Source organism: Castellaniella denitrificans (assembly GCF_027214045.1).
Classification (GTDB): Bacteria; Pseudomonadota; Gammaproteobacteria; order Burkholderiales; family Burkholderiaceae_B; genus Castellaniella; species Castellaniella denitrificans_A.
Window position 1 is genome coordinate 434,248 of record NZ_JAPWHE010000001.1, and the last position, 20,406, is coordinate 454,653.

The following is a 20,406-nucleotide window of genomic DNA, read 5'->3' on the forward strand; positions in this document are numbered from 1 at the left end:
CCGACATTAGGGAATTCCTGTATGCATGACGCTTCCTCCGACGACGGGACCGGCGCCCCGCCAGCCCGTGGCCGCCGCCGGGCCACGGGTCGGGCGACGCTGGCCGACGTGGCCGCCCTGGCCGGCGTCAGCCCCATCACGGCGTCGCGGGTGGTGGCCGGGAAGACGACCGTGCGGCCGGAACTGGCCGAGCGGGTGCGGGCGGCGGTGGAGCGGCTCGGCTACCGCCCCGATCCGTCGGCGCGCGCGCTGGCGTCCGCCAAGAGCAGCCATGTCGTGGTGCTGATCCCGCTGCTGTCGAACACGCTGTTCACCGAATTGCTGGAGGCCATCCAGGACGTGATGTGGGACGCCGGCTATCCGATCTTTGTCGGAATCACCCAGTATCGGCCGGAACGCGAGGCCGCCTTGCTGGACAGTTATCTGTCGCACCGGCCGGCGGGCCTGATCCTGACCGGTTTTGATCGCAGCGAGACCCAGCGCCGCCTGATCGGGGCCAGCCGCACGCCGTGCGTGCACGTGATGGAGCTGAGCGATGACCCGGCGATCCACTGTGTCGGATTTTCCCAGACCGAGGCCGCGCGCGCCGTGGCGCGCCATCTGCTGGACCGGGGGCGGCGGCGCATCGCCTTCGTCGGCGCCCAGCTGGACCCGCGTGCCCTGGAACGCGCCGAGGGTTTTCGCAGCGTGCTGCGGGCCGCGGGCTGTCACGATCCCCGGCTGGAGATCCTGGATCCCCGGCCCTCGTCGGCCGCCCTGGGGGCGGAGGCGTTCCGCCGCCTGGTGGCAGCGCACCCCGACCTGGACGCGGTGTTCTTCTGCAACGACGACCTGGCCCACGGGGGCCTGCTGGAGGCCCTGCGGCTGGGCGTGTCCGTGCCCGACCGCGTCAGCGTGGTGGGTTTCAACGATCTGCCGGGCAATGAGCAGATGCTGCCCGCGCTGAGCAGCCTGCGCACGCCGCGCCGCGAGGTTGGCGATGCCGCCGCCCGGATGCTGCTGCGGCTGATGCGCGGCGAGCCGGTGGACGTGCCCGCCGTCGACCTGGGGTTCGAACTGAAGGTCCGCGCCAGCAGTTGAGCCACCGGCGCGAGATGACCGGGATCAGAAGGCCGGGCCGTCGTCTTCGCGGGTGTCCGCCGGGGATGCCGCTTTCTTGGCGGCGGTCTTTTTCACTGCGGCCTTTTTCACGGCGGTCTTCCGGGCCGCGGTTTTCGTGGCCGTCTTCTTCGCGGACTTGGCGGCGGTCGCGCCGGCCGTTTTCGTCGCTTTCTTTGCCGCCGTCTTGGCGCCCGCCTTGGCCGGACGCGGTTCGAATTCGAAGCCGACCTTGCCGTCGGCCTGGCGCACCAGGAAGGCCTTGAACTTGCGGTTGGTGCGGCTGGACACGAAACCGTCGAGCAGGTCGGTCTTGCCGGTGGCCAGCAGCTTGCTCATCTGCGCGGCGGGGATTTCCTGTTGCAGGATGACCTTGCCGCTGCGGAAGTCGCAGGCCTTTTCCGGGCCCACGGCGCGTTCGCAGACGTAGTTCATGCCGTGCTCGAAGACGCGTCCGCCACATTTGGGACAGGCGCCCAGCGGGGTGTGGCCGGAGAAGTCCACGGGCTCGGCGTCCTCGTCCTCGCGCTGGCCGAAGTCGAATTCCAGCTTGAATTCGTCGGTGATGCGCAGCACGGCGGCAAAGGGGCGGCCCATCTTGCTGATGAAGCCGGTCAGCGGGCCCAGCGTGCGCTTGTCCAGCAGTTCCTCGACTTCGGCGATCTCGAAGGTGCGGCCGCCCGGATGCTTGCCGATGGAGAAGTCGCAGGCCGTGCAGGCGTAGCGGCGGTAGTTTTCCTTCACCACGCCGCCGCATTTCGGGCAGGGGGTTTGCAGGGTGGCGTAGTCGCCGGGCACGGTGTCGCGTTCGTATTCCTTGGCGCGCTTGACGATCACCTGGGTCATCTGGGCGATTTCACGCATGAAGGACTCGCGGTCCAGTTGCCGCTGCTCGATCAGCTTGAGCTGGTGTTCCCATTCGCCGGTGAGTTCCGGCGAGGTCAGCTCGTTGACGCCCAGGCCGGCCAGCAGCGTCATCAGCTGGCGGGCCTTGGCGCTGGGGATCAGATCGCGGCCCTCGCGGCGCAGGTAGCCTTCGTTGAGCAGGCCTTCGATGATGGCCGCGCGGGTGGCCGGGGTGCCCAGCCCACGTTCGGACATGGCCTCGCGCAGGGCCTCGTCGTCCACCAGTTTTCCGGCGCCTTCCATGGCCGACAGCAGCGTGGCTTCGTTGAAGCGGGCGGGCGGCTTGGTGGCCAGGCCGCGCGCCTCGATGTCTTCGGTGCGCACGCGTTCGCCGTCGGCCACGGGCACCAGCGAGGCGTCGTCGCCCTGGGATTCGCGGCCGTAGATGGCCAGCCAGCCGGGGGACACCAGCACCTTGCCTTCGGTCTTGAAGTGGTGGCCCGAGACCTGGGTGATGCGGGTCGTGACACGGAACTCGGCCGCCGGGAAGAACACCGCCAGGAAACGGCGCGTCACCAGTTCGTAGATCTTGAATTCGGCGTCGCTCAGTTCGCGCGGCACCTGCAGAGTGGGGATGATGGCGAAGTGATCGGAAATCTTTTTGTCGTCGAAGATACGCCGGTTGGGTTTGACCCAGTCCTGCTTCACGACCTGGGCGGCGTGGGGCCTGACTGAACGGGCCACGCCCGAGTCGCTGTCGGCCAGGACGCGCATGGTCTGCTGCACGGTGCCGACGTAGTCCTGCGGCAGGTAGCGCGAATCGGTCCGCGGATAGGTCAGGGCCTTGTGGCGTTCGTACAGCGACTGGGCCAGGGACAGCGTGGTCTTGGCTGAAAAGCCGAAGCGCGAGTTGGCCTCGCGCTGCAGGGTGGTCAGGTCGAACAGGGCCGGGGACAGCTGCGTGCTGGGCTTGGATTCCTCGGTGACGTTGCCGGGCTGCTCGCGGCAGGCGGCGACGATGCTCTGGGCGGCTGAGGCGGACCACAGGCGCGAGTCGCGGGCGTCGGGGTCCTGTTCGTTCTTCTTGAAGCCCGGGTCGAACCAGCGGCCTTCGTACAGGCCGGCGGCGGCGACGAAGGTGGCATGGACTTCCCAGTAGTCGCGCGACACGAAGCGGCGGATGCGGTCCTCGCGCTCCATCACGATCGCCAGGGTGGGCGTCTGGACGCGGCCCACCGGGGTCTTGAAGAATCCGCCGTCCTTGCTGTTGAAGGCCGTCATGGCGCGGGTGCCGTTGATGCCGACCAGCCAGTCGGCCTCGGCGCGCGAGCGGGCCGCGGCTTCCAGGGGCTTCATGGTCTCGTCGTCGCGCAGATTGGCGAACGCGTCCCGGATGGACGCCTGGGTCATGGACCGCAGCCACAGGCGCTGGATGGGCTTCTTCACCCCGGAATACTGAACGATGTAGCGGAAGATCAGTTCGCCTTCGCGGCCCGCGTCGCAGGCGTTGATGACGGCGCCGACGTCCTTGCGCTTGAGCAGCTTGACCAGCAGCTTCAGCCGTTCGGCGGAGCGTTTGTCGGTCGGTCCCAGCTCGAACTGGGGCGGGATGACCGGCAGGTGGGTGAAACTCCATTTGCCGCGCACCGGGTCGTTGGGCGCCACCAGGCTGAGCAGGTGTCCGACGCTGGAGGACAGCACGTACTGCTCGCTTTCGAAATAGTCGCCTTCCCGGGTGAAACCGCCCAGCGCCCGGGAGATGTCCAGGGCGACCGAGGGTTTTTCAGCAATAATCAGAGTTTTGGTCATGAGGTTCCAGTGGCGGTCGCGTTTCGGGCCGCATTAGCGCGGATCATACGAGGGGGCATCACACCATGCAAGTCGCCGGACACGGATTGCGGGTCGACGACGAGACCCGGTGGCGCCGGGATCTGGCCCGAGGCGCCAGCCTGCTGGCCGCCGTGCTGGCCGGCGCGGCCCTGGTGTTCTGGGTCGCGGCGAACTGGTCCCGGATGACGCCGGACGCCCGTCTGGCGGGCGTCCAGGGGGCGTTGGCACTGTGCGTCGTCATGGCCGCGGTCCTGGCCTGGCGCGGCCATCGCGCGACCGAATCGATGGTGGCCCTGGCGGCCCTGGCGGCCCTGGCGACCGGCGCCCTGCTGGCCCTCGTGGGCCAAATATATCAAACGGGCGCCGATGCCTGGGAATTGTTCCTGGCCTGGGCCGTGCTGATCCTGCCCTGGCTGGCGGCGCTCCGGTCCGTGTTTCTGGCGCTGCTGTGGGCCGCGTTGCTGAATCTGTCGCTATGGCTGTTTCTCGATGGGCCGACACCGTCCGCGTGGTGGCGGTGGGGCGCGTCGATCCCGTCCAGCGCCTGGCTGTTGGGCCTGAATGGCGTCCTGCTGGCGCTGGCCGAGTCTTTGCGGCCGGTGTGGCGGGATGCCCGGCACCTGATCCGCCGGGCGCTGGCGGCGGCGACGCTGGCCTGGGCGGTCGCCGTCGCGGCGCAGGGCGCCGTGCAGGATGGCGCCGGCGCTGTCGGTCTCCTGGCGCTCGGGCTGGTCCCGATCCTGGCGGTCTACGGGGCCCATGTCCGCTGGCGCCCGGATCCGGCGGTGGCGGCCCTGGCCCTGCTGGCGGGGATCGGCGTGGCCGGCTTCGTGCTGGCACCCTGGGTGGACTCTCCGGAAGGCCTGCTGGGCCTGGCCTTGCTGGTGCTGGCCCTGGGGCTGTGGGCGGCGCGGCACGCGCTGCGCCTGCGGGCGGCCTTGGCCCCGACCGTGGAGGCCGGGGCGGCGTCCGTGGCCCGGGACGGGCGGGCGGATGCGGGTTCGGCGTCCGGAGCGGATCGGTTCGCCGAGGACGACGCGCCCTGGTATGTCACGGCACTGCGGGTCGGGATCCTGGTGCCTGTCGTGCTGATGCTGGGCGTCTGGGCGGCGATCGGCTTCGAACTGGATTCCGCCGCCGACGCCCTGGGCGCCGGCCTGCTGTCGATGCTGCCCGGGCTGTGGATCGCCCGCAGGGCGGCGGGAGCCACCTGGCGGGAAGCGGGCGGCGTGCTGACGGTCCTGGGCCTGCTGCTGTGCGCCGTCGGTGCCTGGCTGACGGCCGGCGAGGGCGCGCGAGGGGCCGCCTTGGCGATCCTGCTGGCGGCGGGCGCCGCGGCCTACGCCGGGACGCGCCAGTTTCCCGTGCGCCTGGCGGCGGCCGGACTGACGCTGGCGCTGGGGTGCTGGCTGACGATGCCTTTGGATTTCCTGTTCCATCTGGAAGACATTCAGGAGGCCGGCTGGCCGGCCGGACTGGCCTGGCGCCTGGTGGCGCTGCTGGCGTTGGGTGCGATCGTCTGGATCGGTTCCATGGCCGGGGCCCGCCGGGCGTGCTGGAGGCCCCTGGCCTGGGCGGCCCTGGCGACGGCGGCCGGCCTGGCCGCCCTGCTGTCCCTGGCGCAAGCCCAGCCGGGGCTTTGGTGGACGTCGGGCGGCGGCGCCCTGCTCGCCTGCGCCGTGTTGCCCGGGCTGCTGCTGGGCGCCTGGATGGCCTCGCACCGGCCCGCCCTGCCCGCCGGACCGCGCCTGGTGGCGCCGGCGGCCTGCTGCGTGGCGGCCCTGGGATGGATGGGTGCGCCGGTGTTTGCCGTCGCCCTGGTCGGCCTCGTCCTGGGGCGCTGGTCGGGCGCCCGGCTGGCGCAGGCGCTGTCGGTCATGCTGGGTCTGGCCGGGCTGGCGCTGTATTACTTCGATTCATCCGACGCACTGGTGGCCAAGGCGGCGCGGCTGGGTCTGACGGCCGTCTGGCTGGCCGCGCTGGCGATATGGCTGTGGGCGCCGTGGCGCCTGCCTGGCCGGCCGTCCGGCGCCACGGCGCACCGCGCCCGGGGCCTCCCGGTCTGGCTGCTGGCCGGCGGCGCGCTGGCGCTGGGCGCGGTCCAGTTCCGGGTGCATCACTATGAAGCCATCCTTTCTCAGGGCCGTCCGGTGATCCTGGCTCTGGCGCCGGTGGATCCCCGTTCGCTGATGCAGGGGGACTACATGGCCCTGGACTACGCCGTGCGCCGTCAGGCGGAAGACTGGTTGCGCGAGCAGGAGCCGGTGCGGGCCGCCCTGCGGGCGTCCGGCCGGGGCTGGCTGCTGCTGCGACGCGATGGCGAGGGGGTCTGGCGGCTGGCGGCGGTGGCGGCCGATCCACCCGCGGCGCCGGCGGAGGACACGGTGGCGCTGGCCTTGCGCTGGCGGAATGAAGGGCTGGACTGGGGGGGCCGAAGCTGGTTTTTCCCCGAAGGCGAGGGTGACCGCTACGCCAAGGCCCGCTATGGCGCGCTGCGGGTGGCGGCGGACGGCACCGCCCTGTTGGACGGGCTGCTGGACGAGGCACTGGCGCCGCTATAGGGGTGCCATTTTCAAGCAAGGCACTCCGATTCGATAGGCATGCCATGGTCCGCAGGGACCATTGCATGCCCGATCTCATTCAAACCGTCGCGCCCAGTGCGCGGTGGCTTCCAGCCAGAAGGCCTGCGGCGTGGCGGCGGGCAGGTCGGCGAATCCCAGGGCCTTCCAGGCCGTCCGCAGGCATTCCAGGGGCCGCGACACGTCCAGCGCGGGCGCGTGGTTCTGCTTGGACAGCTTGTGGCCGGCGGCGTCCAGGATCAGCGGCACGTGCAGGACGCGCGGCGCGCGCAGGCCCAGGGCACGGGCCAGTTGCCGCTGGCGGGCCGTGGAGCCCAGCAGGTCGGCGCCGCGCACCACGTCGGTGACGCCCTGATCGCCGTCGTCGACCACCACGGCCAACTGGTAGGCCCACAGGCCGTCCGCCCGGCGGACGATGAAGTCCCCGACCTCCGCCGCCACGTCCTGGGATTGCTGACCCAGCCAGCGATCCGTGAAGGTTTCCATCCCGGGCTCGACGAGGAAACGCCAACTGCGGATCGGACGATTCGTGGCGGCCGGATTTCCGCCCGAGGCCGAGGTGCCCGTCGGTGGCCGGCAGGTGCCGGGATACGGGCCGGGCGGCAGTTCCCGCCGGACGCAGGCGCATCCGTAGACGCGACCGGCTTCCCGCAGCCGGTCGAACGCGCGTTCGTACAGGCGATGGCGCGCCGTCTGCCAGACCGGTTCGCCGTCCCAGCGCAGGCCCAGCGCCTCGAGCTGCCCCAGGATGACGCGATCGGCGCCGGGCACGGTGCGGGGCTCGTCGATGTCCTCGATGCGCAGCAGCCAGCGTCCCCGGTGCGCCCGGGCGTCCAGGTGGCTGGCCATGGCGGCGACCAGCGAGCCCGCATGCAGGGGGCCGCTGGGGCTGGGCGCGAAGCGGCCCACGTAGGGGCGGGACATCAGTGGGACAGCCGGCCTTCGTCGTCGGTCAGCAGTTCCTCGAACACCAGGTGGTCGACTTCGGCTTCCTGGCTCCAGAGGACCATCAGTGCGAGGACCTTGATCTCGGCCAGGGACAGGGGGGAATGATCCGCCGCCTGGGCCGCCTCGATCAGGATTTCCCGCAGGACGGGGGGCAGGCTGCCGGAATGTTCGAGGAAGCTGATGAAGCCGATCGCCTCGGTGCCCAGCGTCGCGTATTCCGTGTCGGTGTAGACGCGCGCGGCGTCACGGCGGGCATCGCGCATGACGGCCAGCGGCAGGCAGCGTTCGGTGGTGCTGGCCAGGTCGCGCAGCCAGTTCAGCGCGTCGTCGATGTCCTCGTGCTCGAACCCGGCAGCCGCCAGCTTGCTGGCCAGGACCTCGGCGCGCGGGCAGGCTTGGGGCGTGTAATAGTTTTCGAACAGATAAACCAGGATGTCGTACATGGCGTTCATGAAGCGGTTGCCGTTCCAGTTTACCGGATTCCTCCCGCCGCGCGGACAGGCCTTAACCGGCCTCGACGACCTCCAGGTCGATCAGGACGACGCCCTCGGCCACCTGGTCGCCGACCGCGTAGAAGACTTCCCGGACCGTGCCGTCGTGGGGCGCATCGATGGTGTGCTCCATCTTCATGGCTTCCATGACGATCAGCGGCGTGCCGCGCGTCACGGCGTCGCCCGCCGCCACGGCGACCGAAAGGATCTTGCCCGGCATCGGGGCGGTCAGCCCGCCGGCCGCGTCGTCGGCGGACGCGGCCGCCAGGGCGAGCGGATCGCGCCATTCCAGCGTCTGGCGCCGGCCGTGTGCGAAGACATCCAGGCGCGCGCCGTCGCGGTGGACGTCGCCGCGCGCCTCCTCGTCGCCCAGACGGACGCGAACGTGGCTTGGGTGGTGGCCTTCTGCCTGCCAGTGGAAAGCCTGCGCGGGGCCCGCATCCACCGCCAGGGTCCAGTCCTGGCCGTTCCGGCTGACGCGCAGCGTGCGTTCGCCCCGGGCGTCCTGCAGAATCAGGGTGCGCTCGTGGCGCCCGCCGACCCGCCAGCCGTCGGCCTGGCGCCAGGGGTCTGTCTGGGCCGGGGCGCCTGGACGGGCGAGGCCGTCGTGGTGCAGCAGGGCGGCGGCGGCCAGGGCCAGCACGGTGTCCTCGCAGTCCCGGGCCGAGGGGAACAGGCGCTCGTGTTCGCGTTCGATCAGCCCGGTGTCCAGGTCGGCGGCGGCGAAGGCCGGATCGTCCATCAGGCGGCCCAGGAAGGCGATGTTGGTCTGCACGCCGGTGCAGCGCACCGCGCCCAGCGCGCGCAGCATCCGCTGCCTGGCCTGCTCGCGGTCCTGGCCGTGGACGATGAGCTTGGCGATCATGGGATCGTAGTGCGGGGAGATCGTGTCGCCTTCGCGCACGCCGCCGTCCACGCGCACGGGGCCGGTCTGGAAGACGACGTGCGGCGGCCAGTGCAGGGCGTCCAGGCGGCCGATGCTGGGCAGGAAGTCCTTGTCCGGGTTCTCGGCGTAGATGCGTGCCTCCAGGGCATGGCCCTGGATGCGCAATTGGTCCTGGCGCAGCGGCAGCGGCTGGCCGGCCGCCACGCGCAACTGCCATTCGACCAGGTCCTGGCCAGTGATGGCTTCGGTGACCGGGTGCTCGACCTGCAGCCGGGTGTTCATTTCCATGAAGTAGAAGCGCCCGTCGGGCTCGGCGATGAATTCCACCGTGCCCGCGCCGACGTAGCCGACGGCCTGGGCGGCGGCCACGGCCGCGCGGCCCATGGCCTCGCGGCGTTCCGGCGTCATGCCGGGCGCGGGGGCTTCTTCGATGACCTTCTGGTGGCGACGCTGCACGGAACAGTCGCGCTCGAACAGGTGCACGCATTGACCGTGCGTGTCGGCGAAGACCTGGATCTCGATGTGGCGCGGCTTGGTCAGGTAGCGCTCGATCAGGACCTGGGCGCTGCCGAAGCTGCTGTCCGCCTCGCGCTGGCAGGAAGCCAGGGCCGCCTGGAATTCCGCGTCGGCGTGGACGATGCGCATGCCTTTGCCGCCCCCGCCCGCGCTGGCCTTGATGAGCACGGGGTAACCGATGGCGCGGGCCTGTTCCTGCAGGAAATCGGCTTCCTGGCGTTCGCCGTGGTAGCCCGGCACCAGGGGCACGTCGGCGCCCGACATCAGGGTCTTGGCGGCGGACTTGCTGCCCATGGCGGCGATCGCGTCCACCGGCGGGCCGACGAAGATCAGGCCGGCGTCGGCGCAGGCACGGGCGAACCCGGCGTTTTCCGACAGGAAGCCGTAGCCCGGGTGGATGGCCTGGGCGCCGGTACGGCGGGCGGCGTCCAGGATGGCGTCGGCGCGCAGGTAGCTGGCGGCGGGTTCCGGGCCGCCGATGCGCACGGCGCGGTCGCAGGCGTGGACGTGGCGGGCGTCGGCGTCGGCGTCGGAGTAGACGGCGACGGTGCGGATGCCCATGCGGCGGGCCGTGGCGGCGATGCGGCAGGCGATCTCGCCCCGGTTCGCGATCAGGAGGGTGTCGAACATGGCGGTTTCCTTACATTCTGAACACGCCGAAGCGCGTGGCTTCGACCGGGGCGTGACGGGCGGCGGCCAGTCCCAGGCCCAGCACCCGCCGTGTGTCGGACGGCGCGATGATGCCGTCGTCCCACAGCCGCGCGGTGGAGTAATAGGGATGGCCCTCATGTTCGTATTGGGCGCGGATGGGCGCCTTGAAGGCTTCTTCCTCGGCGGCGGACCAGGCGCCGCCCTTGCGTTCGATGCTGTCGCGCCGCACGGTGGCCAGGACGCTGGCGGCCTGTTCGCCGCCCATGACCGAGATGCGCGCGTTGGGCCACAGGAACAGCAGGCGCGGGCCGAAGGCGCGGCCGCACATGCCGTAGTTGCCGGCGCCGAAGGAACCGCCGATCAGCACCGTGAATTTCGGCACCGACGCGGTGGACACGGCCGTGACCATCTTCGCGCCGTGGCGGGCGATGCCCTCGTTTTCGTACTTGCGGCCCACCATGAAGCCGCTGATGTTCTGCAGGAAGACCAGGGGAATGTTCCGCTGGCAGCACAGTTCGATGAAGTGCGTGCCTTTCTGGGCGGCCTCCGAGAACAGGATGCCGTTGTTGGCGATGATGCCCACCGGCATGCCGTAGATGCGCGCGAAGCCCGTGACCAGGGTGGTGCCGAAGCGCGCCTTGAATTCCTCGAAGTCGGACCCGTCCACGATGCGGGCGATGACTTCGCGCACATCGTAGGGCTTGCGTGTGTCCTGGGGGATGATGCCGTCCAGCTCGGCCGGGTCATACAGGGGCTCGGTCCAGGCGCCCGCGGCGGGCGGCGCCGGCCGGTTCAGGCGGGCCACCGCGTCGCGCGCCAGGCGCAGCGCATGCGTGTCGTTCTCGGCCAGGTGATCGGCCACGCCCGACAGGCGCGTGTGGACGTCGCCGCCACCCAGGTCTTCCGCGGAGACTTCTTCGCCGGTGGCGGCCTTGACCAGGGGCGGGCCGCCCAGAAAGATCGTGCCCTGGTTGCGCACGATGATGGATTCGTCGCTCATGGCGGGCACATAGGCGCCCCCGGCGGTGCAGGAGCCCATCACGACGGCCAGTTGGGCGATGCCCATGGAGGACATGACGGCCTGGTTGTAGAAGATGCGGCCGAAGTGGTCGCGATCGGGAAAGACCTCGTCCTGGTTGGGCAGGTTGGCGCCGCCCGAATCGACCAGGTAGATGCAGGGCAGGTGGTTCTGCTGGGCGATTTCCTGGGCGCGCAGGTGTTTCTTGACCGTCAGCGGGTAATAAGTGCCGCCCTTGACCGTGGCGTCGTTGCAGACGATCACGCATTCGGTGCCGCCCACGCGGCCGATGCCGGTGATCAGGCCCGCGCCGGGCGAGGCGTTGTCGTAGACGTCGAGCGCCGCCAGCGGCGACAGTTCGAGGAACGGGGTGCCGGGATCGAGCAGGCGCTCGACCCGTTCGCGCGGCAGCAGCTTGCCGCGTGCCAGGTGCCGTGCGCGGGCGGTTTCTCCGCCGCCTTGCGCCGTGCTGGCGATGCGTTCGCGCAGGTCGTCGACCAGCGTCCGCATGACGCGGGCGTTGTCCTGGAATTCCTGGGATCGCGGGTTGATGCGGGACTCGATGACCGGCATGACGTTTCCTGTTCCTGGAAGTAAAGAAAGAGGGCCCCCACGCTCCCGCCTCATCTGCGGGTGGCGGCCGGCACGCGGGGGCTGCGGGGGATTTACAGCATTTCGACGGCCAGGGCCACGGCTTCGCCGCCGCCGATGCACAGTGAGGCGATACCGCGCTTGCCGCCGGTCTTGCGCAGGGCGCCGATCAGCGTGGTCAGCAGGCGCGCGCCGGAGGCGCCGATGGGGTGGCCCAGGGCCGTGGCGCCGCCGTGGACGTTGACGCGGTCGTGCGGCAGGTTCAGGTCGGCCATGGCCGCCATGGTCACCACGGCGAAGGCTTCGTTGATTTCATACAGATCGACGTCGCCGGCCTTCCAGCCGGTCTTGTCCAGCAGTTTCTGGATGGCACCGACCGGCGCGGTGGTGAACCATTGCGGTTCCTGGGCGTGCTGGGTGTGGGCGACGATGCGCGCCAGGGGCGTGGCCCCCAGCGCCTGCGCCTTGGAAGCGCTCATTACCACCAGGGCCGAGGCGCCGTCGGAGATCGAGGACGCGTTGGCCGCCGTCACCGTGCCGTCTTTCTTGAAGGCGGGCTTGAGCGTGGGGATCTTGTCCGGCATGGCCTTGGCCGGACCCTCGTCCGAGTCGATCACGACGTCGCCCTTGCGGCCCTTGATCGCGACCGGCGCGATTTCCCATTTGAAGCTGCCGTCCTCGGTCGCCTGGCGCGCGCGGCGCAGCGATTCCAGGGAGAAGGCGTCCTGCTGTTCGCGCGTGAAGCTGTATTTCGAGGCGCAGTCCTCGGCGAACACGCCCATGGCCGTGCCGCGCTGGTAGGCGTCTTCCAGGCCGTCCAGGGCCATGTGGTCGTAGACGGTGGAATGGCCGTAGCGGTAGCCCTGGCGGCCCTTGAGCAGCAGGTAGGGCGCGTTGCTCATGCTTTCCTGGCCGCCCGCCACCACCACGTCGGCGGAGCCGGCCTTGATGACGTCGTGGGCCAGCATCACGGCCTTCAGCCCCGAGCCGCAGACCTTGTGCAGGGTGCTGCAGGGCACGCCCTTCGGCAGGCCCGCGCCCAGGGCGGCCTGGCGGGCGGGCGCCTGGCCCTGGCCGGCCTGCAGCACGTTGCCCATGATGACTTCCTGGACGGTGTCGCCGGCGATGCCCGCGCGCTCGACGGCGGCCTTGATCGCGATGGCGCCCAGCTCGTGGGCGGCCAGGCCGGAAAGACTGCCCATCATGCCCCCCATGGGGGTGCGGACGGCGGATACGATGACGATGGAATCGGACATGATGTACTCCTTTCTCTTGCTAGAGGGTATCCGTGGAATGATTTCGGACAGGCGGTGATTCGCCGTCCTGCGGCTGCAGCCGGCGCGTCTGGTCGTAGGGGAAAATGTCTTCGATGCGGCCCTGGGCGGCGCGTGCGCGGCAGTCCTGCCACCATTGTGCATCCAAAAGCGGCGCGTGGTGCTTGAGGAAGGCGGCGCGCACCCGGGGGTCTCCCAACAGGAATCGCTCGAATTCTTCCGGGAAGACGTCGTTGGCGCCCACCGGGTACCAGGGCTCCCCGGACAGTTCGGCTTCCTCGTTGGGGGCGGGGGGGATGCGGCGGAACTGCATTTCCGTCATGCGCTGGATCTCGTCGTAGTCGTAGAAGACCACGCGGCCCAGGCGGGTGACGCCGAAATTCTTGTACAGCATGTCGCCCGGGAAAATGTTGGCCGCGGCCAGTTCGCGGATGGCCTGGCCGTATTGCTGGACGGCGGCCTCCAGGGCGGCGTCGGAGGCGCCGGCGAGGAAGATGTTCAACGGCGTCATGCGGCGCTCGATGTAGACGTGGCGCAGTACCACCAGGCCGTCGGTTTCCTCGAGAAGGCTGGGGACCTCGCGCCGCAGTCCTTCCAGCAGGCGCGGCGAAAAGCGCGCGCGCGGCAGGGCGACCTGGGAATATTCCCAGGTATCGGCCATGCGGCCGACGCGGTCGTGTTTTTTCACCATCTGGTATTTACGCCGCACCGTGGCCTCGTCCATGCCGTCCTTGGCGATGCGGTCGCGGATCAGCTTGAACACGTAGGGGTAGGAGGGCAGCGTGAATACCGTCATCACCATGCCCTGGATCCCCGGTGCGTAGTCGAAGGCGTCGCGGGAATGGGACAGGTGATGCAGGAAGTCGCGGTAGAACAGGGTCTTGCCCTGTTTCTGCAGGCCGATGGTGGTGTAGATCTCGGCCTTGGGCTTGCGCGGAAACAGCGACGACAGGAAATCGACATAGGCCGCCGAGGCTTCCATGTCGACCAGGAAATAGGCGCGCGTGAAGCTGAACAGCGTGCTCAGGTCGTCGCTGGTGTGCAGCAGGGCGTCGAACCGGATGTGGCCCGAGGGCGTATGCAGCAGCGCCACGGCGAACGGATGGATGGCGGTCTGGTTGATCAGGCGGCCGACGATGTAGGCGCCCTTGTTGCGGAAGAACAGCGTGTTGAGCACCTGGATCTGGCAGTCGGGCGCCAGCCGCTTGCCCAGGCCGCGCGGCAGGGTGCCGCGCAGGTGGCGCAGGCCCATCCGTGCCATGCGCCGCACATCCGCCGGCAGGTCGTGATAGGGCGCGGCCAGGCCGAAGTCGGCCGCCATGCGGGTCAGGCTGGGCAGCAGGCCCTCGGTCAGCGGATAGTAGGTTCTGTAGGACGGATGTTCGCCGTCGATGTAGTCGGTCGCCACCGCCGGGCGCACGAAGAGAAAGTCGTTGTTGAAATAGTTGCGGTGCAGGATGCGGCAGGAGACCGAGTTGAAGAAGGTTTCCGCGCATTCGGGCTGGCGGTGCCCGGCCAGCAGCGCGATGTAGCTGGTCTTGGCGGTCTGCCAGAATTCGATCTGCTCGCGGGTCAGCGCCGTGTCCGGCGCCGTGCGCGCGGGCGAGGTGCCGCGCAGCGCCTGGCCCAGGGCCGCCGCGCATTCGCGGACCCGGGTGTCGTAGTATTCGATGCGCTCGCGCGACAGCTGCTGGATGCCGTGCCAGTCGCCCGATTCGAACAGGGCCTTGGCCCGCTGCGCGCTGTAGCGGAACAGCGAATAGTGGCGGTCGAACCCGGCCAGTATCATGCGCGCCACGGCCTCCGGGGACTGGCCCCGGGGCGTGACGGGCTCGATGTGGCGGTGGTCGCCGGTGTCTTCCATGGCGCGGATCAGGCGGTTTCGCCGAAGAGTTCGCGGCCGATCAGCATGCGGCGGATCTCGCTGGTGCCGGCGCCGATTTCATAGAGCTTGGCGTCGCGCCACAGGCGGCCGGTGGGGTAGTCGTTGATGTAGCCGTTGCCGCCCAGGATCTGGATGCCTTCGCCTGCCATCCAGGTGGCTTTTTCGGCACAGTACAGGATCACGCCGGCGCAGTCCTTGCGCACTTGGCGCACGTGGCCGGCGCCCAGGCTGTCCAGGTTCTTGCCGACCGCGTAGCAATAGGCGCGGCAGGCCTGCAAGGTGGTGTACAGGTCGGCCAGTTTGCCCTGGATCAGCTGGAATTCGCCGATGGCCTGGCCGAACTGCTTGCGCTCGTGCACGTAGGGCACGACCACATCCATGACCGCCTGCATGATGCCCAGGGGGCCGGCCGCCAGCACGGCGCGCTCGTAGTCCAGGCCGCTCATCAGTACCCGGACCCCGCCGTCGACCTCGCCCAGCACGTTCTCGGCCGGTACCTCGCAGTCCTGGAACACCAGTTCGCCGGTGTGCGAACCGCGCATGCCCAGCTTGTCGAGTTTTTGCGCCACGGAGAAACCCGGGAAGGTCTTTTCGACGATGAAGGCGGTGATGCCGCGCTGGTGGGCCTCCGGGTTGGTCTTGGCGTAGACCACCAGGGTGTCGGCGTCCGGCCCGTTGGTGATCCACATCTTGGTGCCGTTGAGCACGTAGCGGTCGCCGCGTTTTTCGGCGCGCAGCCGCATGCCGACGACGTCGGAGCCGGCGCCGGGCTCGCTCATGGCGAGGGCGCCGACCTGTTCGCCCGAGATCAGGCCGGGCAGGTATTTCTGCTTCTGGGCTTCGGTGCCGTTGCGGTGGATCTGGTTGACGCACAGATTGGAGTGCGCGCCATAGGACAGGGCGATGGACGCGCTGGCGCGCGAGATTTCTTCCATGGCGATCATGTGCGCCAGGTAGCCCAGGTTGGCGCCGCCGTAGGTTTCGGCCACGGTCACGCCCAGCAGGCCCAGATCGCCGAATTTGCGCCACAGGTCCATGGGGAACTGGTCGTCGCGGTCGGTGGCGGCTGCGCGCGGGGCGATTTCGGCTTGGGCGAAATCGCGGACCGCCTCGCGCAGCATGTCGAGGTCGGATCCGAGGTCGAAGTTCAGGCCGGGCAGATTCATGAGGGGTCTCCTAGGAATGTCGTGCCAGCAGCAGTGCCTCGCAATCGGCCTGCTGGCGGCGGATTTCTTTCAGGGTCTCGTCCAGGTCGCGGCGCTGCTGTTCGAGTTTTTCACGGTGGCTGGCGAGGACTTCGGCGTAATGCCGCAATTGCGCCTCGCTGCTGGCGCCGTCCTGGTCGTACAGATCGATCAGGGTGACGATTTCGGACAGTTGCAGCCCCAGGCGCCGCCCGCGCAGGGCGAGCTTGAGCCGCGTGCGGTCGCGCGGCGCGTAGACGCGGTTGCGGCCCTCGCGCGCCGGGCTGACGATGCCCTGATCCTCATAGAAGCGGATCGTGCGCGGTGTGACGCCGAATTCGCGGGCGAGCTCGGAAATCGTCCAGGTGGCTTGGCTCATGGGGTCGGGCGGGGCCTGAAACAGGGGTGCGGAATCAGCGTCCATTATGTATTACGTTTACGTCAACGTAAAGAATAAACTCTGACATAATGATCAGAGAAAACCCGCATCTTCATGGAGACACGGCATGAATCCGCTCGAAAAAGAACTGGAATATCCCTGGGGTGATACGTTGCCCGAACCCGGCCGGGCGCACGAGGTGGCGGCCGGTGTGCGCTGGATCCGCATGCCGTTGCCTTTCGCCCTGGACCATATCAACCTGTGGCTGTTGCGCGACTGCGTCGATGGTCGTGAAGGCTGGACCGTGGTGGATTGCGGCATCGACCGGACCGAGGTCCGGGAACGCTGGGAAACGGTGTTCGAGCAGGCGCTGGATGGCCTGCCGGTGCTGCGCGTGCTGGTCACGCACATGCATCCGGACCATGTCGGCCTGGCACACTGGCTGTGCGCACGCTGGCAGGCGCCGCTGTGGATGTCCATGACGGACTATGCGATGGCCCGGTTGTGGGCGGGCTCTTCCGTGCAGGACTCCTCCATCGAGGGCAGCGGCCCGGCCGGCGACGCCGCGGTGCGGCATTTCGCCCGGCATGGCTTGGTCGATCCCCAGGCGCAGGAGATGATCCGGGCCCGCCACGATTACTACACCCGTCTGGTGCCCGACGTGCCGCCCCGTTTCCACCGCCTCATGCACGGCCAGGAAGTCGCCATCGGCGGACGCGCCTGGCGGATCATCGTCGGCCATGGCCATGCCCCCGAACACGTCTCGCTGTGGTGCCCCGACCTGGACACGCTGATCTCGGGCGACATGGTGCTGCCGCGCATTTCCACCAATGTCAGCGTGTTCGACCTGGAGCCCGAGGCCGACCCGCTGCGCCTGTATCTGGATTCGCTGTCCGCCTACGACGATCTGCCCGGGGACGTGCTGGTGCTGCCGTCCCACGGCCGGCCCTTCCGGGGCTTGCGCCAGCGCGTCGCCCAGCAGCGGGCGCACCATGCCGAGCGCCTGGACGAAGTCCTGGCCGCTTGCGGCCAGCCGCGCAGCGCCCATGACCTGCTGCCCGTGCTGTTCCGCCGCAAGCTCGATCTGCACCAGTTGTCCTTCGCCATGGGCGAATCCATCGCCCACCTGCACGCCCTATACTTCCAGGGATCCCTGAGACGCATCCTCGGCGAGGACGGGGTGTACCGATTCCAGCGAATCTAAATCATGACAATGTACGACTCCGACCGCACCGACACCTTGCTGCAGCACATCGGCCAGGCCCCCCTGGATCCCGCCACCGGCGCCGGGCCGGTGGCCTTGCCCTCGTATCGCACCAGCACGGTGCGGTTCGCCTCGATGGACGTGCTGGACCGCGCCCAGGCGGCCAAGCAGCGCGGCGAGCGCGTGCCCACCTATGGCCGGGTCGGCCTGCAGACTCACGAGGCCCTTGAGACCCTGTTGTGCCGGCTGGAGGGTGGAGACCGGGCGTTCCTGGCACCGTCCGGCATGGCGGCGATCAGCATGGCGCTGATGGCGCTGCTGAGCCAGGGTGATCACGCGCTGGTCGTGGACAGCGTATACGGGCCGGTGCGCTACCTGCACAAGACCGTCCTGACGCGCATGGGCGTGTCCATGGACTTCGCGCATGGCGATCTCGCCAGCCTTCAGGCCGCCTTGCGGCCCGAAACCCGGGTGCTGTATCTGGAATCCCCGGGCTCGCTGCTGATGGAAATGCTGGATCTGCCCGCCCTGGCGCGCTGGGCGCACGAACACGGCCTGATCGTGGTGGCGGACAACACCTGGGGTTCGGGCTACATCTACCGGCCCCTGGGACTGGGTGCCGACGTGTCGGTGATCGCGGCCACCAAGTACGTCGGCGGGCATTCGGACCTGATGCTGGGCGCGGCCGTCTCCAGCGATCCGGCGCTGATCGGCCGGCTGCACGAAACGCATTACGCCCTGGGCAATACCGTCAGCGCCGACGACGCCTGGCTGGCGTTGCGCGGGGCGCGCACCCTGGGCGTGCGCCTGCGCGCCTGTGCGGAACATGCCCTGGAAGTCTGCCGCTGGCTCGACGCCCAGCCCCAGGTGTCGCGCATTTTCTTCCCCGCCTGGCCGGACGACGCGGGCCATGCGCTGTGGCGACGCGACGCGACGGGATCCAACGGCCTGCTGTCCGTCGCCGTGGACTTCGATGGCGCCCAGGTACGCCGCCTGATCGATGGCCTGCGGCTGTTCGGGATCGGGTATTCCTGGGGCGGCTATGAGAGCCTGATCACCCAGGTCGAGTCCTCCGCCCTGGCCTCGCACGGCTACTGGTCGTCGGTGGCCGACGAGCGCATGCGCAAGGGCACGGTGCTGCGCCTGCACATTGGTCTGGAGGACCCGGCCGATCTGATCGCGGATCTGGCGCAGGCATTCGAGGCGGCGCGCGGTTGAAGCGCCGATCCCGCCCCTTGTCGCCGCCGGTGGCCACGCCGCCGCGCGGGCTTGTCCGGAGGGCGAGATGGACTCCCTGACGCAGATCGTCCTGGGCAGCAGCGTGGCCGCGCTGGCGGTGCCCGCCAGTCACCGGCGCGTCGCGCTGGTCGCGGGCGGCATCCTGGGCACGATGCCCGATCTGGATGTGCTCTGGTTCGGTCTGGCGGGCAGCGATGCCGTCACCCAGGTGACGTGGCATCGCGGTCCGTCGCATTCGTTGCTGGTGCTGACAGCGGCCGGATGGCTGCTGTGGCTGTGGCTGAAATGGCGCAGCGCCCTGGTCGGTGAATCCCCCCGGCGCTGGCTGTGGGCGATCTGGCTGGCCTTGCTGACGCATCCGTTGCTCGATGCCTTCACGGTCTACGGTACGCAACTGCTCTGGCCATTGCCCATGCCGCCCGTGATGTGGTCGTCGATCTTCATCATCGATCCCGTGTACACGCTGCCTTTGCTGTCCGGCGTGCTCCTGGCCTGGAAGCTGTCCCCTGGCCGTTCCGACGACGGCCCGGAGACCGGGCGGCGGAGCCGGTCGGCGCGCCGGTGGCTGGTGATCGGTTTGTCCGTCAGCTCGCTCTACCTGGCCTGGAGCGTGGCGGCCAAATACCGGGTGGACCGCCTGGCGGAACAAAGTCTGGCGGTCATGGGGCTGCGGGATGCGCCCCGTTTTTCCACGCCGCTGCCGCTCAATACGCTGTCATGGCGCGTGATCGCGATGGCGCCGGATGGTTATTGGATCGGGGATCGCTCGCTGATCGCCGATCATGGAAGGATGCGATTCACTTTCCGGCCCAGCGACACCCAGGCGCTGGCGCAATTGACGGCGACGGCCACGCCGGAGCTGCGGCGCCTGCTCTGGTTCACGCACGGTTTCGTCGGCGTGCATGCCCGCCAGCGCGAGGACGGCGCGCAGCGGCTGATCCTGTCGGATCTGAGGATGGGCCTGGAGCCGGATTATTTCTTCCGCTATGACATCGCCGGCCGGGATGCGGAGGGCCGCTGGATCGCGGCCCCCGAGATTACCCGCTTGCCCGCTCCCGGCGACCGCATGGCGGGCCTTGCCTGGGTCTGGCGACGATTGATGGGCCGCGAGGCGCGGCCGTGAGACCCTCGGCAGGATGGGGGCGTTACTTTGCCAACAACTGCTTGACCAGCTTGTCGGCCTCGTCGATGGCGCCCTGGTAGGTGCCGGTCTGCGCGGGCGAGGTCAGGTAGCGGCCGCCGATGGCGATCGTCGGCGTGCCTTCCACGTGGTAGGCCTTGGTCAGTTCGTCGGCGCGGGTGGCCTTGGTCTGCACGCCAAAAGAATTGAACGTGTCGGTGAAGGTCTTGCGGTCCAGCCCCTGGGCGGCGGCCCACTCGATGATGTCCTTGGCCCGGGTCAGATCCTTGTGTTCTTCATGGATGGCCTTGAAAACCGCCGGCTGCAGGTCCAGCCGGCCCATGGCTTCCAGGGTGTAGTACAGCTTCTGCATGTCGCGCATGCTGGCGTTGAAGGCCACCGGCACGCTCTTGAAGGCCACGCCGTCCGGCAGGGTCTTGCGCCATTTCTCGATCAGTGGCTGGATGCTGTTGCAGTGCGGGCAGGTGTAGAAAAAGAATTCCAGCACCTCGACCTGGCCCGGGGTGTCAGGGGGCTGGACCGGATCCAGCGTGTCGTAGGGTGCCGCCTGGGCGGGTGTCACGGCCAGCGCGGCCAGGCCCAGGACCAGGCCGGAAAGCAGGCGGGAAAACAGAGCGATCTTCATGGGAACTCCTTGGGGAGGCGG

Annotated in this window: 15 protein-coding genes; 5 read left to right on the plus strand and 10 right to left on the minus strand. The window is 69.1% G+C overall.

What is annotated here, in order from left to right; genetic code table 11:
* The first annotated feature begins 21 nt into the window (after positions 1 to 21).
* Positions 22 to 1,080, plus strand: a complete 1,059-nt coding sequence (gene gntR, locus O4H32_RS02195; RefSeq protein WP_269356263.1) for an HTH-type transcriptional regulator GntR — start codon at positions 22 to 24, stop codon at positions 1,078 to 1,080.
* Positions 1,081 to 1,104: 24 nt separating this feature from the next.
* Here the strand turns inward: gntR and O4H32_RS02200 are convergent, their stop codons facing one another.
* Entirely contained in the window at positions 1,105 to 3,753 is a 2,649-nt protein-coding gene (locus O4H32_RS02200; protein WP_269356265.1) for a DNA topoisomerase III, read from the minus strand.
* A gap of 65 nt (positions 3,754 to 3,818) precedes the next feature.
* On the opposite strand from O4H32_RS02200, the gene O4H32_RS02205 reads away from it, so the two are divergent.
* Positions 3,819 to 6,335, plus strand: a complete 2,517-nt coding sequence (locus tag O4H32_RS02205; protein WP_269356266.1) for a GDYXXLXY domain-containing protein — start codon at positions 3,819 to 3,821, stop codon at positions 6,333 to 6,335.
* Between the two features lie 75 nt (positions 6,336 to 6,410).
* Here the strand turns inward: O4H32_RS02205 and gluQRS are convergent, their stop codons facing one another.
* The 8 genes from gluQRS to O4H32_RS02245 all read right to left on the minus strand — a co-directional run bounded on the left by gluQRS (position 6,411) and on the right by O4H32_RS02245 (position 16,176).
* Complete coding sequence (gluQRS, locus tag O4H32_RS02210; RefSeq protein ID WP_269356268.1) at positions 6,411 to 7,277, minus strand: tRNA glutamyl-Q(34) synthetase GluQRS; 867 nt, start codon at positions 7,275 to 7,277, stop codon at positions 6,411 to 6,413.
* Positions 7,277 to 7,744 (minus strand): Smg family protein, encoded by a 468-nt coding sequence (locus tag O4H32_RS02215; RefSeq protein ID WP_269356944.1) that lies wholly within the window; start codon positions 7,742 to 7,744, stop codon positions 7,277 to 7,279. The genes gluQRS and O4H32_RS02215 overlap by 1 nt, the downstream gene beginning before the upstream one ends.
* Positions 7,745 to 7,805: 61 nt before the next feature.
* Positions 7,806 to 9,824, minus strand: coding sequence for an acetyl/propionyl/methylcrotonyl-CoA carboxylase subunit alpha (locus O4H32_RS02220; RefSeq protein ID WP_269356270.1), 2,019 nt, complete (start codon positions 9,822 to 9,824; stop codon positions 7,806 to 7,808).
* Between the two features lie 10 nt (positions 9,825 to 9,834).
* Positions 9,835 to 11,436, minus strand: a complete 1,602-nt coding sequence (locus O4H32_RS02225) for a carboxyl transferase domain-containing protein (RefSeq protein WP_269356272.1) — start codon at positions 11,434 to 11,436, stop codon at positions 9,835 to 9,837.
* 92 nt (positions 11,437 to 11,528) lie between these two features.
* The gene (locus O4H32_RS02230) at positions 11,529 to 12,710 is read right to left on the minus strand and encodes an acetyl-CoA C-acyltransferase (protein WP_269356274.1); all 1,182 of its coding nucleotides are present in this window, start codon (positions 12,708 to 12,710) and stop codon (positions 11,529 to 11,531) included.
* 19 nt (positions 12,711 to 12,729) lie between these two features.
* On the minus strand, positions 12,730 to 14,592 hold the full coding sequence (aceK, locus tag O4H32_RS02235) for a bifunctional isocitrate dehydrogenase kinase/phosphatase (RefSeq protein ID WP_269356275.1): 1,863 nt from the start codon (positions 14,590 to 14,592) through the stop codon (positions 12,730 to 12,732).
* 8 nt (positions 14,593 to 14,600) lie between these two features.
* Positions 14,601 to 15,779, minus strand: a complete 1,179-nt coding sequence (locus tag O4H32_RS02240; RefSeq protein ID WP_269356276.1) for an isovaleryl-CoA dehydrogenase — start codon at positions 15,777 to 15,779, stop codon at positions 14,601 to 14,603.
* 10 nt (positions 15,780 to 15,789) lie between these two features.
* Positions 15,790 to 16,176, minus strand: a complete 387-nt coding sequence (locus O4H32_RS02245) for a MerR family transcriptional regulator (protein ID WP_269356277.1) — start codon at positions 16,174 to 16,176, stop codon at positions 15,790 to 15,792.
* A 127-nt stretch (positions 16,177 to 16,303) separates the two neighbouring features.
* Between O4H32_RS02245 and O4H32_RS02250 the strand changes: the two genes are divergently transcribed.
* From O4H32_RS02250 to O4H32_RS02260, 3 genes are all read left to right on the plus strand, one after another.
* Positions 16,304 to 17,380: an MBL fold metallo-hydrolase gene (locus O4H32_RS02250; RefSeq protein WP_269356278.1), complete on the plus strand. Its 1,077-nt coding sequence runs from the start codon at positions 16,304 to 16,306 to the stop codon at positions 17,378 to 17,380.
* Positions 17,381 to 17,389: 9 nt separating this feature from the next.
* Positions 17,390 to 18,598 carry a trans-sulfuration enzyme family protein gene (locus O4H32_RS02255; protein WP_269356946.1) on the plus strand — a complete coding sequence of 403 codons (1,209 nt, stop codon included), beginning with the start codon at positions 17,390 to 17,392 and terminating at the stop codon, positions 18,596 to 18,598.
* Between the two features lie 67 nt (positions 18,599 to 18,665).
* On the plus strand, positions 18,666 to 19,742 hold the full coding sequence (locus tag O4H32_RS02260; protein ID WP_269356280.1) for a metal-dependent hydrolase: 1,077 nt from the start codon (positions 18,666 to 18,668) through the stop codon (positions 19,740 to 19,742).
* 22 nt (positions 19,743 to 19,764) lie between these two features.
* Here O4H32_RS02260 and O4H32_RS02265 read toward each other — a convergent pair whose 3' ends face one another.
* Positions 19,765 to 20,385, minus strand: a complete 621-nt coding sequence (locus tag O4H32_RS02265; RefSeq protein WP_269356282.1) for a thiol:disulfide interchange protein DsbA/DsbL — start codon at positions 20,383 to 20,385, stop codon at positions 19,765 to 19,767.
* Between the last annotated feature and the right edge of the window lie 21 nt (positions 20,386 to 20,406).

Coding starts and splice junctions, on each gene's coding strand:
- O4H32_RS02255 (WP_269356946.1), top strand. CDS start 17,390: ATGTACGACTCCGACCGCACCGACACCTTGCTGCAGCACATCGGCCAG.
- O4H32_RS02220 (WP_269356270.1), bottom strand. CDS start 9,824: ATGTTCGACACCCTCCTGATCGCGAACCGGGGCGAGATCGCCTGCCGC.
- O4H32_RS02240 (WP_269356276.1), bottom strand. CDS start 15,779: ATGAATCTGCCCGGCCTGAACTTCGACCTCGGATCCGACCTCGACATG.
- O4H32_RS02250 (WP_269356278.1), top strand. CDS start 16,304: ATGAATCCGCTCGAAAAAGAACTGGAATATCCCTGGGGTGATACGTTG.
- gluQRS (WP_269356268.1), bottom strand. CDS start 7,277: ATGTCCCGCCCCTACGTGGGCCGCTTCGCGCCCAGCCCCAGCGGCCCC.
- O4H32_RS02225 (WP_269356272.1), bottom strand. CDS start 11,436: ATGCCGGTCATCGAGTCCCGCATCAACCCGCGATCCCAGGAATTCCAG.
- O4H32_RS02215 (WP_269356944.1), bottom strand. CDS start 7,744: ATGTACGACATCCTGGTTTATCTGTTCGAAAACTATTACACGCCCCAA.
- O4H32_RS02260 (WP_269356280.1), top strand. CDS start 18,666: ATGGACTCCCTGACGCAGATCGTCCTGGGCAGCAGCGTGGCCGCGCTG.
- aceK (WP_269356275.1), bottom strand. CDS start 14,592: ATGGAAGACACCGGCGACCACCGCCACATCGAGCCCGTCACGCCCCGG.
- O4H32_RS02245 (WP_269356277.1), bottom strand. CDS start 16,176: ATGAGCCAAGCCACCTGGACGATTTCCGAGCTCGCCCGCGAATTCGGC.
- O4H32_RS02230 (WP_269356274.1), bottom strand. CDS start 12,710: ATGTCCGATTCCATCGTCATCGTATCCGCCGTCCGCACCCCCATGGGG.
- O4H32_RS02265 (WP_269356282.1), bottom strand. CDS start 20,385: ATGAAGATCGCTCTGTTTTCCCGCCTGCTTTCCGGCCTGGTCCTGGGC.
- O4H32_RS02205 (WP_269356266.1), top strand. CDS start 3,819: ATGCAAGTCGCCGGACACGGATTGCGGGTCGACGACGAGACCCGGTGG.
- gntR (WP_269356263.1), top strand. CDS start 22: ATGCATGACGCTTCCTCCGACGACGGGACCGGCGCCCCGCCAGCCCGT.
- O4H32_RS02200 (WP_269356265.1), bottom strand. CDS start 3,753: ATGACCAAAACTCTGATTATTGCTGAAAAACCCTCGGTCGCCCTGGAC.